Source organism: Psychrobacter glacincola, assembly GCF_904846215.1.
In the GTDB taxonomy this organism is placed as follows: domain Bacteria; phylum Pseudomonadota; class Gammaproteobacteria; order Pseudomonadales; family Moraxellaceae; genus Psychrobacter; species Psychrobacter glacincola.
Map to the genome: position 1 here is coordinate 159,224 of NZ_CAJGZK010000002.1, position 16,278 is coordinate 175,501.

General features: G+C 43.3%; 10 protein-coding genes. 7 read left to right on the forward strand and 3 right to left on the reverse strand.

Annotated features, from left to right (window positions below):
• Positions 1 to 38 precede the first annotated feature (38 nt).
• Positions 39 to 3,413 (reverse strand): autotransporter assembly complex protein TamA, encoded by a 3,375-nt coding sequence (locus JMW90_RS01805; protein ID WP_201561412.1) that lies wholly within the window; start codon positions 3,411 to 3,413, stop codon positions 39 to 41.
• Positions 3,414 to 4,035: 622 nt separating this feature from the next.
• On the opposite strand from JMW90_RS01805, the gene JMW90_RS01810 reads away from it, so the two are divergent.
• The 7 genes from JMW90_RS01810 to JMW90_RS14035 all read left to right on the forward strand — a co-directional run bounded on the left by JMW90_RS01810 (position 4,036) and on the right by JMW90_RS14035 (position 14,031).
• Positions 4,036 to 5,376 carry an MFS transporter gene (locus tag JMW90_RS01810; RefSeq protein ID WP_201561413.1) on the forward strand — a complete coding sequence of 447 codons (1,341 nt, stop codon included), beginning with the start codon at positions 4,036 to 4,038 and terminating at the stop codon, positions 5,374 to 5,376.
• Positions 5,377 to 5,581: 205 nt separating this feature from the next.
• Positions 5,582 to 6,220 (forward strand): 2-polyprenyl-3-methyl-6-methoxy-1,4-benzoquinone monooxygenase, encoded by a 639-nt coding sequence (gene coq7 / locus JMW90_RS01815; RefSeq protein ID WP_201561484.1) that lies wholly within the window; start codon positions 5,582 to 5,584, stop codon positions 6,218 to 6,220.
• Between the two features lie 409 nt (positions 6,221 to 6,629).
• Positions 6,630 to 7,793: a tetratricopeptide repeat protein gene (locus JMW90_RS01820; RefSeq protein ID WP_201561414.1), complete on the forward strand. Its 1,164-nt coding sequence runs from the start codon at positions 6,630 to 6,632 to the stop codon at positions 7,791 to 7,793.
• Between the two features lie 394 nt (positions 7,794 to 8,187).
• Positions 8,188 to 10,812 carry an esterase/lipase family protein gene (locus tag JMW90_RS01825; RefSeq protein ID WP_201561415.1) on the forward strand — a complete coding sequence of 875 codons (2,625 nt, stop codon included), beginning with the start codon at positions 8,188 to 8,190 and terminating at the stop codon, positions 10,810 to 10,812.
• A gap of 501 nt (positions 10,813 to 11,313) precedes the next feature.
• Positions 11,314 to 12,837: a cytochrome ubiquinol oxidase subunit I gene (locus JMW90_RS01830; protein WP_201561416.1), complete on the forward strand. Its 1,524-nt coding sequence runs from the start codon at positions 11,314 to 11,316 to the stop codon at positions 12,835 to 12,837.
• Entirely contained in the window at positions 12,837 to 13,853 is a 1,017-nt protein-coding gene (cydB, locus tag JMW90_RS01835) for a cytochrome d ubiquinol oxidase subunit II (protein WP_201561417.1), read from the forward strand. Before JMW90_RS01830 ends, cydB begins: the two co-directional genes overlap by 1 nt.
• A 61-nt stretch (positions 13,854 to 13,914) precedes the next feature.
• Positions 13,915 to 14,031 (forward strand): hypothetical protein, encoded by a 117-nt coding sequence (locus JMW90_RS14035; protein WP_020443792.1) that lies wholly within the window; start codon positions 13,915 to 13,917, stop codon positions 14,029 to 14,031.
• Positions 14,032 to 14,286: 255 nt separating this feature from the next.
• On the opposite strand, the gene murU is transcribed toward JMW90_RS14035, so the two are convergent.
• Positions 14,287 to 15,015: an N-acetylmuramate alpha-1-phosphate uridylyltransferase MurU gene (gene murU / locus JMW90_RS01840; RefSeq protein WP_201561418.1), complete on the reverse strand. Its 729-nt coding sequence runs from the start codon at positions 15,013 to 15,015 to the stop codon at positions 14,287 to 14,289.
• A gap of 83 nt (positions 15,016 to 15,098) precedes the next feature.
• On the reverse strand, positions 15,099 to 16,226 hold the full coding sequence (locus JMW90_RS01845) for an aminoglycoside phosphotransferase family protein (RefSeq protein WP_227691827.1): 1,128 nt from the start codon (positions 16,224 to 16,226) through the stop codon (positions 15,099 to 15,101).
• Positions 16,227 to 16,278 lie beyond the last annotated feature (52 nt).

Below are 16,278 nucleotides of genomic sequence, written 5' to 3' on the forward strand. Positions count from 1 at the left end.
GCTAGAATAATAAAGACAACGGTTTTGCTTATATACTTTTACAAAGGAGAGCCAATAAACAGATGCAATCTGACTGGAATACTCTCTTCTGTCACGCCAGCGGCAACATCGACGCGCACCACGCCAACGGGCGATGCCCAGCGGATACCGACGCCGACGCCAACTTTGGTGTCTGTATCAAAATCTTTGTCATAAGCGTTACCGATGTCGGTGAAAACCGCCCCGCGAAAGCCGGGTTTAAACTCATAGTTATATTCTGCACTACCAACCGCGAGGATTTGTCCTCCGGTCAGATAACCTTTATCCAGTGGCGATAAGCTTTCGTAGTCATAACCACGGATACTTTGGTCACCACCAGCAAAGAAGCGCAGCTTATAAGGCACCTCATTAAAGTCATCGGCCCAAATATAACCGGTATTGATACTGCCAAGCACTTGATGCTTATCATCGGCACCAAAGCTATAAATACCGCTGACGCCAGCGCGAGCAATTGCTAGATTAGTATCGCTAAGCGCTTTATCAGCACCCGCTTCAATCGAATAGTACTGGCGGATACCGCTAGTAGGATTGGTCGCACTGTCCACATCTGTCTTACTGATGCCATAACCAAGTAATAATGCTTGCTGTCTGGGCTTTGAGGACGTAAAGCGAATAGGAAGGTCGTTTAACCTCGCTTCATCATCAATACCCGTCTCTAACTCATCTAAACGGTAGCGCAGAGAGTAGCTCCGATTCCAACCCGTTTCACGGCGGATATTACGCGCCAGCGACCCTTTTAGCGTCTTAGTAGACAAATCGAAATTGCCTCCGCCTTGATTAATCGACTCTTCTTCATAAGTCAAACTTGCTTCAAGCTTATCATTCAAAGGATGTTTCCAAGGCCTGCTAGCATAGACACCGACATTTTTAGTAATTCTCGAAACTTCTGTCTCAAGCCCTGCCTGATAGCCTTTACGATTGAGCAGGTTATAATCTATTTTTGCGGTTGCACGGACACCTGTATCTGTACCATAACCAATACCCACCTGAGCATCGCGCGGTTTATTCGCCGCCACGAACACGTATAATGGTACTTTCTTACTCTCTAACACTTCTTGCGGTGTTTTACGCCCTGCCAATGTTGGTGGCACAAAGTTCTCATCCGCCAATATACTTTTCTCATCAGGGAATATCTTTTGGGCAATGTCAGTGATACTATCACTGATTTTGCCTAAAATACTGCTTGAATCTTGGTCTTTTTCATCTAGCAACCGATCATTTGGCAGACGACTTAAGCGTTCTGCTTTTTGCTTAATCGCTTGCAACTTCTCAAGCGTCTCTTCATCGGCTTCAAATTCGATAGCAGCAATGTCGGCCGCATTTACTTTTTCTCCGCTATTGGTATAAAGCTCGCCGTCATTGCTCACACCTTCTATTTGGCGAGCATTAGCATTAGAAGTATCATCAATCTCGTCATCTATCGTTTCAATAGTGTTTTCAGCATTTGGTGAGTTATCAAAGGCTAAGGTAGCACTTTGTGTGCGCTCATCTGGTGGCAAAATCGATTCAACGTTGATGGTATTAAAATAACGGGTCGCCGATAAATCATTGCTAAATTTGGTCACCGCGGGACGATAAAACGGGTCGCCCTCTTTAAAGTCGAATAACTGCCTTAACAATGACAATTCAACGGGGAGTTTTTCGGGGTCACGTGTCAGTGTCCCAGACTCTTTATCATAAGTAAAAAATACCACTTCATCAAACTTGTAGCGATCGCCAGTATTGTAAACCAGCGAAACATCTGCTGTGTTATCAGGCAAGATAATATCGACGGACTTATTTAACCAATATTGATCAAAATAACCGTAGGTATTACTGAGTGATTCAAGGGCAGATTTGCTGTCTTTATAGACGCGGTGGTTAAAGATATCGCCTTCTTTTGGTGGCAAATCTTTTTCTAACGCCGCAAATTCTTTTTGCTCACTGCCTGCACCGCGAATATCAACAATTCGACTATCGACGCGTACTGGTTCACCAAGCTTTTCAATGATGACATCTATTGTGTCTGTATAAGGCTGGCGTAAACGCAAGCTCACATCATAGTAACCGACCGCTTTTGCTGCATCTAAGGCGGTTTGGCGTAAACGCGGTAGAGCTGCTGTAAAGTCAACGACAGATTGCACAGTGGTGTCGTCAAGCGCCGCCTTGATGTTCTTGATGGGCTGCACATCGTCATCCGCTTTGACTAGTATCGGCTTGGTATTGACAGCATTGCTATTGTTAGCTGCGGCTTGTTGCAAATAAATCGTAGTGTCTACATGTGGTAGCGCCAGTGAGCTGGCATTAAACAACCGATTATAGAGGCGCTTGACGATATTGCCTTTATTACGCGCCATCGGGCTTGGCGTCTTAGCTTGCTCGATACTTTCGCTAATTGCCCCAGTATCATTTTCATAATCTGGCAAATAATCATCAGGATCGATCGAGTTTTCTGTATTATTTGATTGATTGACGTTGGCTAAAATGTCGTTATCTGTCATCTCACTGCCATTACCGCTACTGACAGCATCGCTAACAGTAATAGGACGCGCCATAATCTCTGCGGTCTCAGCTCGCTCGGCAGCCGTTTCAGTAATGCCTAACGTGTCTAAATTACTGGGTATCGGCAAATTGGTCGCATCCAGCTCCACATCCAGCCCAATCGGTGGCGTGCGATCATCTAAAGTGGCAATTGGTGCATCAAAACCACTATTATTACTAGTGCCAATATTACTAGTACCAATCCTATCGATATCTTGCGCGTTCTGCCTGTCCATCGCCGCAAGCTCACGATCAATCTCGTCAGGCGTCATCATCTGATAGCCCTGCTGCTGTATCGCTGCGGCTTGCTGCTCTAGATCTTGATTGGCATCAAAAGTTTGCGCATCATCAAAATCATTATTCAAGCTATTTGCATTTTCTTGAGTAACAGTGTTATTAGTCTTGCCAGCTGAATTTTTCGCGTCCGACTTCTCAATACCTAGCGTTTGCTCACTATAATCATCCAATACGGATTGCTCAATAATGCCTTGCTCAACCGCTTTTTTTAGGCGCAGCGCATCTAACGCCATATCTAATTGACTGTCATCATCAGAAATAACCGCTTTGGCGGTTTTTGGTGACGCTGCTGTAGCAGTCTTTGCCGTTATTTGGCTGTTTGTAGCGCTGTTATTTAAATCAGTAGTAGCGGCAAAAGCAGCAGGAGCAAGACTACAACCAAAGCCGACCAAGCTTGTGGTCAATGCACTAAACAACGCTGTGCGGGTAAAATAAAGACGCGGCGTATCATTAGCATTAATAGCAGCGCTAGATTTTATTGAGCCATTTGAGCAACCTAAGAGGTCAGGCAACTTAACGGGTAAGTTGTGCGCTGGCGTTGAAGGCTGGTGTTTCATATTCATTCCTATTCCCTCACGCAGTGCAAGGTTGCTGACGCTGACGACTACTAAGTCTTAGCGGTAAATACAGTGCTGACAATGATTGTAATGATTGTAATAAACTAAAGCATTTTTTTAACTTGCGATTTTACTTCTTATCTGACGGTTTAGCCTATGATTGAAGCATTATCACATCATTAGCATATAAAAAATTACTCGAATCAGACCATTTAAGCGCTGGCAAACCTTCGCTATAGTCAATCCACTTTTAAAAGGGTGCAGAACTACTGGGGTTAATGATTCGCAGCCTCTGTCGGCTAGCTATAGCAAGCAAGAAAAATTAATCCCAGTAGTACCTTATAACATTTGTATTTCTTTTATTTAGGACCGACTATATTGGTCACTTTATTAGAATTTAATCGGCTAAAATTTACAAATCATAACTTAGTTAATTATGAAATCATAGCATTGGACGTATGTATTTTTATCAAAGCCTTGCTATTATACGGCTTAACATTGATAAAACCTATGCCATATTTAGTTAAGTTTTTGATAGCGTTGATAATTATCACAATATTGATGGTTATCTTCTCCGTTTTGCTTCTCTTTTACTTGTCTTGACTCATTTGTAGGAATTTTCATGGCCAATCAGTTTCAGTTATTTAAGCGTCGCCGTTTTAGCGCCATGTTTTTTACCCAGTTCTTGGGAGCGTTTAATGACAATATTTTTAAGCAAGCTCTGATATTAGTCTTGACCTACACGGCGGCGAGCCAGCTTGGCGTTGAGGTCAGTATTTTGAATAACTTGGCGGCCATGTTATTTATTTTGCCGTATTTTCTATTTTCGGCACTGGCAGGACAAATCGCTGACAAGTTTGAAAAGTCCAAATTGACCCGCTTAACCAAGCTGCTTGAGCTGTCAATTATGGTGATTGCGGCAGTGGGCTTTGTGTTTGAGTGGTACGCACTCTTATTTGTTGCGTTGTTTTTGATGGGCACACAATCTACCTTTTTTGGACCCATCAAATATGCCTATTTACCACAAGCAATGCAAGAAGATGAGCTGGTCGGTGCCAATGGTCTGTTTCAAATGGGCACATCATTAGCGATATTACTCGGTATGATTATTGCGGGCGTCTTAACCCAAGTACCGCAGCCGCTATACTGGATTAGTCTGACGGTATTAGTCGTTGCGATATTAGGTTATTTTGCCGCCCGATCTATACCTACTATGCCAGCGATGCAGCCTGATTTGAAGATTAATTGGAATATCTTTACCACCAGTGTCTCAACGGTACGTTATTTATATTCGTTACGGTTTTTATTCTTTGTTATCTTGGGCAATAGCTGGTTTTGGTTTTATGGCGCGACTTTTTTGACCCAAACGCCTGAATTCAGCAAAGTTATCTTACATGGCGATGAGTCAGTGGTAATTTTCTTACTGACTTTATTTTCAGTTGGGGTATCCATTGGCTCATTATTATGCAAAAGGCTCACTAAAAATCAGGTCAGCTTACGGCTGCTACCCTTTGGTATCGCTGGTTTAAGTATCTTTGCTATCGACTTATATTTTTCTCTATCAGGATTGTCGATTGATGTGAGTAGCGAGACCTTAATCGGAGTGAGCGGATTATTTGCTATCTCTGGCAGCTGGCGCGTCTTTGTCGATTTATTCTTTTTGGGCTTTAGTGGCGGCTTATATATCGTCCCTTTATATGCGTCTATGCAGGCGTATGCACCCAAGAGCCACCGCGCGCGCATTGTTGGTGCCAATAATATTTTCAATGCCATATTTATGGTTGGCTCCGCTATCTTCTCAATCGTTGTCTTAAATAGCTTGGGTATGTCACTACCGCAGTTGTTCTTAGTCACGGGCTTGCTCAATATTGCCTTTGGGATATTTTTATATGCCAAGCTGAACCAACATATCAAACATGCCAGCATCCAAACTCATGATGATGGGTTGAACAGACATGATTAAAGGGTTTAAGGATTGGCACCAACAGCATTAATGACAACTGTTATTATAAGTCGATTGCTGAGCGCCTCATTATTATGATGCCGACCATTGATATTGTTTGCTATAGTAAGCTATAAGATTAAATAGTGGCCGTTGCAGCGCTCTACAAGGCTCATAGCAACCCGTCATTTATAATAAATAATGCCATCAGGAGTGAATCATGGCTTTGCGTCCCTTATCCAAAATCGACCACTTACTGCTTGGGGTAGACAAGGCATTGCGAGCGGTCGTACCGCATTCCAATCCGAGTACCCGCCCTTTACCTGTGAGTAGTGATGATATCCCTGAGCTGAGTATCACAGAATCGCGGCACGTTGCAGGGCTGATGCGTATCAATCATACCGGAGAAGTATGCGCGCAAGGGCTGTACCATGGGCAAGCCTTTACGGCAAAAGACGATAATGTCAAACAAGCCATGCAGCAATCTGCTGAAGAAGAAGTCGACCATCTGGTCTGGTGTGAGACGCGACTAAGCGAGCTTGGTAGTCATCCGAGTGTGTTTACACCCTTATGGTATGGCATGTCATTTGGTCTTGGCGCAGTAGCGGGTGCCATCTCTAACGAGTTTAGCTTGGGGTTCGTCGCTGAAACAGAGGCACAAGTTAGCGAACATCTACAAGATCATATTGGACAATTGCCGCCGCAAGATCAGCGCTCAAAAGAGATATTGGCACAAATGGATAGCGAGGAATTACATCATCGTGAGTTGGCACTTGCCAATGGTGGGGCTGCATTGTCTCCACCTATACGCCATACCATGCGCTGGATGGCAAACCGTATGAAAGCCACGGCTTATCATTTTTAATTGATTTACTTTGACAAACATCATGCTGTAAAAACTGCCTCAGTAATGACTTTTAACAATCCTACTACTGTTTGTATTGAGATTAATTTGCTAGGGTATAAAAATTGTACAATTTTGCCTTAACCACATGAATACGACATCGGCATCGTTATCAAGCAGCTATCAAGCAGCTATCAAGCAGCTATCAAGCAGCTATCAAGCAGCTATAGTTAAAATATCTCAAAAACGCTACAGTGCTGCTGGTATAAATTTTTTGCAGCCTCTGTCTGCGTAGGCACAGCAAGCAAGAAAAATTGATACCAGCAGTACTTGATGTATCGATATTGATTTTCTCTGACTATATCAAGCAATGAATTTATCAATACCGACCAAATAGACAAAATAACGATTAAATAAGGTAACTATCTTTATGAACACCATCAGTCAACCGACCCACTCTCAAAAATCGCCTAAGGTTGCGACTTTAACCGCATTGGCTGCAGCTTGTGCCATGATGTTGTCTGCGCCTGTGAATGCCGCTGAAGTTGATGCTTCAGCGACTGCAAGTATTTCTGTGCCAAGCGCGATTGACTCAAGCAAACGAGTGATTCGTCTTGCTAGACCTAATGCGGCTGTCAGTGCTACTCAGGTGGCAACCACTAGTCAACCAGAAGTGGCAACAAGTACTGCTGCACAAGTGAGTGCTCAAGCAAATATTAATGCCAATCAACAAAGCAATGCTCAAGTTACTAGTTCTCAAGTTACCAATGCTCAAATCACTAATACACAGCCCACTCGTGCACCTCAAAATCCTAGCCAAAATCAAGCAATCCAAGCCAACCAAAATGCTGAGCTTACAGGGACGACGCGAGTTTATGAGCGTGGACCAATGGTTGCAACGGGTATCGATTTACGTGGTGGTCAACTGCCAAATATCCCAACGCCGCAAGTGCAACTCTCAGACATCAGCTTTGTACCTACCATCTTGATAGCGCAGCAAACCGGTCTTGGTACCGACAAGTTGGATGTCAGCTTACTTGATGATTTTATTAAAGACACCTCACCCTATGCACGCCATTATCCACCAAATTTCCCTAACCGCACCCAGCGTCATTATGCTCGTGAAAAAATCAAAGTATTAACCGATTGGATTGAGCCTTATGCCAAATTATCCAATGCCTCTTACGATGTGTTATTGCGTGCTGCTAAGCTAAATGGTATGGGTCGTAACTTAGACTTAGGGTCAGAATATACGGTACGTGGTGGGCAGTATATTGACCGTGCCATCAAAATCAAACCCGATAGCGGCGAAGCCAACTTTATCTACGGCATGATGCTCTCAGAAGGCGGCGGTTTTAAAGAAGGTCAAAAGTATCTTGATCAAGCCGTCAGCTTAGGTTATACCGAAGCTGAGCAAAGCTTGGCACAATCGGATGTCTTGAGTGATCGCCGTGAAAAAGCGCTAGAGCGTTTGCGTCGTTTGGAACAAAAAGTCCCAGACAATACCGTTATCCGTCAGCAAATCAAGCTGCTCGAAGACGGTAAGTTTTACATTTGGGATTTGCCTGCATCAAATATCAAACCAAATATGTAAATGAAATCCATTTTCACAAGATAACGTGTACAAAATACGTCATCACAAATAGTAAAAAAAACACTGAAAAAGCATCAATCTTGCGTCTTATTTTATATTGCGAACTTAACAATATAGAACAAAGGCGCTTTTTTGTGTCAATTGTCAATGCTCATTAAGAATGTCACATAAACTGTAGTCGTTCTCTTCGATTGATTTTTATGCAATACCCTATCCTTATCATCCAGTCTTGTCAGCTGTGCATTTTTCTCGAGCGTTATATCAATTAAATTTAACATTATTTCAGTATAAGGCAATAAATACGATAGTCGAAGTAATAAACTTCCGCTACACTCCTTCTAATATACGCTCTATTCAATAATACATTCCTGTCCATCATTCACTGGAATTACCTATGATTTTCGCTGACCCTGTCCATAATGCGCCGACACCTACTCATAAAGATAAGACGCCTTTAGCTATGTTGGCACTAATATCAGCCATGGCCATATTGATATTGCCTGCTTGTAGTACTGTCTCTGTCAATAAACAGGCATCTGCCAAGACCATTTCGGCGCAGCGAGGTAATATCGTCACTGATAACAAACTCAGTAGTAATACCGCGTCATTGTTGTTGTCAGCAGGACTCAATGAGCAAGCCTGTATGCAGCAATTTGAGCTGTGCTTAACGCAGCTTGCTGACAGCATGCTCAATAGACACTACCGCCCAGCACTGGCCGCATTTTCAGAGCTGCACTATGCAAAAGCGCGCCAACTCGCTACCTCAGAAAGCTGTAGCAATGCGCTCGTCCGCCCGCCACTTGATCCTTATTATGCCAATGCACCGTTAGACGACGAGACTGCTAAGACGCAGCAGAGCAAAACCGAGATATGTTTAATCGACTATCAAGAGCGGCTCTTTGACGCCATCAAATCCAGCTATACCTATTTATTCTATGACAGCCTAGCGCATGATTTTGAAGGAGCCGATGAAAAAGTAAGTGGCGGGCGGGCAAAAAACCGCATACCAAGCGATATCGATATTCAGACTCAAGATATTTACAATGCCGCCAGCAATGATGTTATTACTCAGCTTTATCAATCAACAGGCGACATGAAACAATTGATGCGCAATGTAAAAGTAGAGCATCTTGCCACGAGCGCTAATACCAGCGCGCGTGATAGTAATGAGCTTGCCGTCAGTCCAGCCATTGCCAATAGTGTACCCGTTAAAGGACAGCCGACCGATCAAGTCAAAGTAATGAATGTGCAAGTAGACAACTATCATCTGAACGTCTATTTGCCAAATGAAAACAACTATCTTAAAAATGCCAATGAGAAAAACTCTGCGCTGGCAGACTTAGTGTCTACTTATGAGCTGCGCTTGTCGGGGCTAAACTCCATCAGCAAGCGACCGGGTTTAGGTATCAGCTTGGTGGCATCATTGGACGATCGCTACACTACCACTATTCGTCAATTACTGCTCTCTTCGCTCTCAGGTCAACTCGGTCAAGAAGCGGCTAATGGCAAACTTGGCAAACTTGGCAACAATAGCGCAAGCAACGCCGCAAAAAATGCGCAAGAAGAAGATGCTAGCTTGCGCATTTATCCTACTGGTCATCTGCTCATGACGGGGCTGATTAAACCTACGGGCACTAGTGTACTCGACACCCTAAGTAGTAAGCAGCTCGATATCCATTTATATAATCCATATCGCAGCGAAAGCGCCTCTATCTTAGGCGATGACTATCCACTGGCCGCCAACTTCTCTGCCGGTTATGGGCTATGGTTGGCAGAAAATCAGCTCGATGGTGTCGGCTACCTAAATCTTATTACCCGCCAAAAAGAAGCCAGCCTGCCAAAACTTTTTATGCTTGAGCCTTATGATCCTAGCAAACGCGTGATTATCATGCTGCATGGTCTGGCATCAAGTCCGGCAACGTGGGTCAATTTGACCAACGATATTTTTAATGATGATAAATTGCGTAATAACTATCAGGTATGGCAAATCTTTTATCCGACCAATCTGCCTATTTTAGAAAATCGCTATCAAATCCAAAAACTCATCACTGCTACTTATCAGCAAACAGATCCTACAGGGACAAATCTTGCCAGCAAGAACAGCGTCATTATTAGCCATAGCATGGGCGGCATCATTGCTCGCATGATGTTGTCTGATGATAATTTGGCGAATAATTTAGATGCGTTAGACGATAATAGCTTATTAGCAAACAGCAGCCAGCGTCAGGTTGACGCCATGCTCAAGCAAGCCCTTACCAATAAAGAGCTACGCAACCGATTTGAATTGAACGCGCTACCGCAGGTCGATACAGCAGTATTTTTGTCGTCACCTTTTCAAGGTACGGACTATGCCGATCGCTGGTTTACCCGTGCGTTACGCCGCATTATTTATCTGCCGGTGGGCTTAGTAAAAACCGTTACGGACAATTTGGCGACCATTGCTATCAAAGGCGACTTGGCGAATAATCCTTTAGGGGCGCTGTACCTGCAAAATGGTGCCAGTCAATTGAGTGACAAATCCTCCTTTATTCAATTAACCAAAGACATTAGCATCAACAAACGTATTACTTATCATTCAATCATTGCCAATAACGATGCCGATATCACAAGAGGTCTGGCAGCAATGCAACCGGAAGGCGTCAAGCTTGATTTATCGCAAGCAGTCATAGAGGATGACGATAGTGTGATTGAGACTGCCGATACCGGTAGTACCAGCAATGTAGAAAACTCAGATAATTTAGACGTTTCAGCTGCCGTAGTTGATGTAGAGACTGCAAAAGATGCGCCTGCTAAGACAGATACCTTGCCGGCTGAGGCACTGGTTGCTTCTGTTATCGTCAATGAAGAGATTAGCCAAGCATTAACCGAGCGTCTGTCAGATGGTATCGTGCCCTACACCAGCGCGCATCTTGATGGTGCGGCGTCTGAGACGGTTATCAATGGCGGTCATAGTATCCAAGAAAATCCGCAAACCATTCTGACCTTACGGCGTATTTTGCATAAACAATTACAGCAATAGCTTTAACTGAATAACAGTCTGGTCAATTTCACAGTGAATTTTTGACAATAGATAGCAAAAATACATTATTAAAAAATGTTGTTTTATATTACGGTTATGTATCTATTGACAACCTTATTTAAACAATGACTATGATATGAATAGCACTCAATTACATTGTAAATCATTTATGACCAACAGGTATCTGCTATGACTTCATAGCAACTTGCGCGCAAGCAGACTCAGGCGCATAATGCTGAAATAGAAAATATTTCAAGAATGCCATAAAGACATATTTTATAGTTTATAAGGACATAAATTATTTACTTTAACTAAATAGTAGTGCTTAAATTATCATAGATAATGTGTTGTCTCAATGACAATGATAGCCAGTTTACATTGACTATTGTTCGTAACACTTATTATCCTACTGACATCCGTATCGACGGACAGCTACGAACAATGATTTCAGCGTAACATGGAAGCAAGCGCTATTCAGCTAAAATATAAGGGTAACTGCTTATGTTCGCTACATTTATGATTGACCAGCTTGATGCGCTGATGCTTGCGCGTATCCAGTTCGCTTTTGTTATTTCATGGCACATTGTTTTTCCGGCTTTTTCTATCGGACTTGCCAGCTTTTTGACGGTTTTAGAGTTTCGCTGGTTAAAAACCGGTGAACCTATTTATGCCGAAGTGTACAAGCACTGGGTAAAAATATTTGCCGTGGTATTCGGTATGGGTGTGGTATCGGGCGTGGTGATGTCCTACCAATTCGGCACCAATTGGGCAGTATTCTCTGATAAAGCGGGTAACGTGCTTGGCCCATTACTTGCCTATGAGGTATTGACCGCCTTTTTCTTAGAAGCATCATTCTTAGGGATTATGCTCTTTGGTTGGGGCCGCGTCAGTAAACGTATGCATCTTGCTTCGACGGCAATTGTCGCTATCGGTACGCTGATATCAGGTTTTTGGATTTTGGCTGCCAACAGCTTTATGCAGACGCCACAAGGCTTTATGGTTGGTGCGGATGGCCTACTTTATCCCACCAATTGGTTAGAAATCATTTTTAATCCCTCATTTCCCTATCGCTATGCGCATATGATGACGGCAGCTTTCTTGACGACTGCTTTTGTTATTGGTGGCATCGGTGCATATTATTTGCAATCCAAAAAACATGTCGAACATCGCAAACATGGTCGTGTCATGCTCGGTATGGCGATGGTGATGGCGATTTTTGTTGCCCCAGCACAAGTACTTATCGGCGACATGCATGGGCTTAATACCTTAGAGCATCAGCCTGTAAAAGTCGCAGCGATGGAAGGGCTTTGGGAAAATGAGCGCGGTGCGCCGCTGGTATTATTTGGCATTCCAGACCAAAAAGCAGAAAAGAACCACTATGAGGTGAAAATACCTTATGTGTCCGGTTTAATTTTAACCCACTCATTTGATAAAGAAGTGAAGGGGCTCAAAAACTGGGCACCAGAAGATCGACCATTCGTTGCCATTGTCTTTTGGGCGTTTCGTATCATGGTTTCTATTGGTATGCTGATGGTATTGGTCGGCTTGTTTAGCCTGTATAAATACTTTAAAAAACAACAGTTTAATTCTGACAGCATCTGGTTTCACCGCTTATGGATGATGATGACCCCGATGGGTTTTATCGCCCTGCTTGCTGGGTGGTTCGTCACTGAAACCGGACGTCAGCCGTGGACAGTTTACGGCGTTATTCGCACGGCAGAGAGTATGTCTCCGGTTGCGGCACAACAAGTGGCTACGACACTGATTGGCTTTATTGTGCTGTATGTATTTGTATTTGGTGCGGGCAGTTTTTATATCTTACGCCTGATTGCTAAAGGTCCACAGCCTTATGAGAATCCTGCTGATGATAACTTCTACGAGCACTCTATCACTGAAGGTCAAGGTCGTACCTTAAGTGGTGATAGCAATGCCAGTGAACATATGGAATCGAACTCAACTGAAAGCAATTCAGTAAAAGATCTTGATAAACCTGCCGATGACGTCGAAGATGGAGGGTTACGCTAATGTTTAACTTTGGTGACGTATTAGATTTACCTCTCATTTGGGGCGGCTTGATCGCCCTGTCCGTCTTCGTTTATGTGCTACTTGATGGTTTTGATTTGGGCTGCGGTATTTTATTTCCGTTTGCAGGCTCCGATAAAAACCGTAGCCGCATGATGAACTCTATTGCCCCTTTTTGGGATGGTAATGAGACATGGCTAGTATTGGGCGGTGGTGGCTTGTTTGCCGCCTTCCCAGTCGCCTATGGCATTATTATGACAGGGCTTTATCTGCCGGTAACCTTTATGCTGTTCGGTTTGATTATGCGCGGCGTGGCATTTGAGTTCCGTTTTAAAGCAACCTCACACCGCTATGTATGGGATACCTTTTTCTTTATCGGCTCTGTGGTTGCTACCTTCTTCCAAGGGATTATGCTTGGCGCTTTGGTACAAGGACTTGAAGCAAGTAATCGTTTGTATACCGGTGGTCCTTTTGATTGGCTCACGCCATTCTCCATAGTTTGCGGTATCGCCCTGATTATCGGTTATGCGCTGCTTGGCTCGACGTGGTTGATTATTAAGACTGAGCACAAGCTACAAGTGTGGGCACGCAAAGTCTCTGGTTGGATGCTGTCAGCGCTGGTGGTTGCGATGATTGTCGTGACTGCCTTTATGTATTTCTCAGACATTGAGGCACTTGAAGGTTGGTTTAGTTTACCAGGGTTATTATATCTTGCACCGATGCCGATTATCGTCTTGGCGTTATTTTTCTTTATGCGTAAAGATTTGATCTCAGAGCGTGAATATCGTCCGTTCTTATTGACCGTCGCGCTGTTTTTGATGGGTTATATCGGCGTGTGTTTTGCGATTTTCCCTTATATTGTGCCGTATCAGATGACCATTTATGAGGCAGCAGCAGCGGATACTTCATTATCATTTATGCTTATTGGTGCTGGTATTATGCTACCCATTATTTTGAGTTATACCGCCTTTGCCTACTATACGTTTAAAGGTAAAACCGGTCACGAGCACATGTATTAATAGCTATTAAGCAGTATTCTATATTCTAAGTTTTCAGGAGAACACTGTTTAGGAGAATGTCATGAAAAATCTTAGTAAAAAGCAATCTCAATGGGCATGGTTTATTGGCTTATATATCGCAGGTTTTCTGACGATTTTTACCATTGCCCAGCTGATTAAATTGGCAATGGGCGTATAAATATTTGTTCCATTAGCCATTCATAAAAACCGGAGCGCTAATTTTTTATTAGCGCTGCGGTTTTTTAATGGTGTTAATTCCCACTGAATTTTCCAGATAATGCTATAGTCAGAGAAAAGTAATATCGATACATCAAGTACTGCTGATATTAATTTTTCTTGCTTGCTGTGCCTATGCAGACAGAGGCTGCAAAAAATTTATACCAGCAGCACTGTAGCGTTTTTGAGATATTTTAACTATATAACCCATTGTTAATTAAGCACCGCAATGTGCGCTTACACCTTTATTTTCTATAAAAGTATTTACCTGCTCTAGTCGCTCAGGCGTGCCAACGTCTATCCAATTATCAAGCATGATTTCAGCCGTCACTTGAAATTTTATCATCGCGTATCTAAGTAAGGGTCCAAGGGCGGCAGACTGACCTGACACCAAGCCATCAACCAATCGCGGCGACACGACACTGATGCCGGCAAAAGTATATTTATCGCCATCACCAATTGTCTGCTCGCTTGCCAAACCATTATTAATAGCGAAGTCGCCACCCTCATTATGCTCCGGATTATCAATCAATAATAAATGGGCGCGCTGGTCTGCACCTAGCTCATAGGTGATTAATTGACTAAAATCAAATGTCGTCCATATGTCAGAGTTGACTAAGATAAATGGCTCGTCTTTTAACTTCCCAGTTTGTAGCGCTTTAAAAATACCACCTGCTGTCTCTAATGGCGCGTCAGCTTCAAGTGACCAATGCAACTGTACGCCAAACTGCGCGCCATCGCCAAGCGTGTCCATCAACTTATCAGCCAGCCAAGAAGCATTAATCGTAATGTCGGTTATGCCAGCAGCTTTGAGTGCTTTAATATGCCAAACAATAAGGGGCTGCCCGCCTACTTCAACCAAGGGTTTTGGCGTCTCAAGGGTCAATGGACGCAGGCGCGTGCCCTTACCTGCTGCCAAAATCATGGCTTGCGTTATTACCGACATAAATAATCCTTATTTTTGGCAAATTTATACAAGGTGACTGCTTATCAATAGCTTTGAATACATTGGTATTAAATATACGAGCGTTAAATATATTGCTGCCCAAATTTGGTTTGATAGGCGGGCAATACTGTATTCATCATCCATTGATTAAATGGCAAAATAACTTGTTGTAAACGCTTACTGCCTTGCGTAGTTAGTTGAGTACTTAACCAGTCTAATTCAAATAGAAAGTCCCGCACCACTTTAGGAATATCGGCTAAATAGCGGCTTTTGCCATCACGCTCATAAAGCCGGATAAAAATACCTAACACTTTTAGATGTCGTTGTACGCCCATGATATTGACCTGACTTTCAAGTTGCTCAGCACTGTCTGCTGTTACCAGTCCCGCCTGTTTTTGTAACTGCCAAAAGTCATGAATCCACTGCGTTACTTGCGCTTCCGACCATTCGACATAGGCATCACGCAGCAATGATACCAAATCATAGCTATGCGCGCCAATCACGGCATCTTGAAAATCAATCACCCCTAATCGCGTGTTATCCGCCTGATCCTGCATCAAATTGCGGCTATGATAATCACGATGGACGATGACTTGTGGTTGTAATAGAATCTCTTCTATCAAGGCTAATTTTAGGTTTTCCCATAATGACGTATCAAGTGTCACGCCGATATGTGGAATAAACCACTCGCTAAATAAGTCCATTTCACGGGTTAGCATTGCGGCATCATAATCAGGCAATTGATACTGAGATTTTGCTGTCTCTACCGGTATCTGTTGCAGCGCAGCTAGTGTCTGCATTGCTAATTGATAGTAGTCATTTACTTGCGCAGGCGTAGCACCAACCAATAAATGAGCGAACTCTACCGCGCCAAAATCTTGCAAGACCAAAAAGCCTTTTGTCACATCTTGCGCGATCAGCGTCGGCACATTGATGGCTTGCGACATGAGCTTTGCTACATTAATAAACTGCTGCATCGCGTCTTGCTCATCAGCCGAATCCATGACAATATAACGCGCTATTTTTGTCGTATCATCCGTACCACCAGCTACTAGCTGAATACGGTGGTAACGGCGAGCACTGGCATCACCCGGTAAGCTCTCAAGGGTAAAGGGTTGATTCTCGAACACTTGCTGCAACCAGCACTCTAATGACTCTTGGCGCGTATTAATGGCAGGTATCGTAGGATTTAATAGTGTTTTATCGGTCATAAAAAGCATCGCAGGTTAAATATAAGTCGTAAATGACTAAATGAGTGATAAG

Excerpts from the sequence above, each read along its gene's own strand:
- JMW90_RS01810 (WP_201561413.1), top strand. The coding sequence starts at position 4,036 with ATGGCCAATCAGTTTCAGTTATTTAAGCGTCGCCGTTTTAGCGCCATG.
- JMW90_RS01820 (WP_201561414.1), top strand. The coding sequence starts at position 6,630 with ATGAACACCATCAGTCAACCGACCCACTCTCAAAAATCGCCTAAGGTT.
- JMW90_RS01805 (WP_201561412.1), bottom strand. The coding sequence starts at position 3,413 with ATGAAACACCAGCCTTCAACGCCAGCGCACAACTTACCCGTTAAGTTG.
- JMW90_RS01845 (WP_227691827.1), bottom strand. The coding sequence starts at position 16,226 with ATGACCGATAAAACACTATTAAATCCTACGATACCTGCCATTAATACG.
- JMW90_RS01825 (WP_201561415.1), top strand. The coding sequence starts at position 8,188 with ATGATTTTCGCTGACCCTGTCCATAATGCGCCGACACCTACTCATAAA.
- JMW90_RS14035 (WP_020443792.1), top strand. The coding sequence starts at position 13,915 with ATGAAAAATCTTAGTAAAAAGCAATCTCAATGGGCATGGTTTATTGGC.
- JMW90_RS01830 (WP_201561416.1), top strand. The coding sequence starts at position 11,314 with ATGTTCGCTACATTTATGATTGACCAGCTTGATGCGCTGATGCTTGCG.
- murU (WP_201561418.1), bottom strand. The coding sequence starts at position 15,015 with ATGTCGGTAATAACGCAAGCCATGATTTTGGCAGCAGGTAAGGGCACG.
- cydB (WP_201561417.1), top strand. The coding sequence starts at position 12,837 with ATGTTTAACTTTGGTGACGTATTAGATTTACCTCTCATTTGGGGCGGC.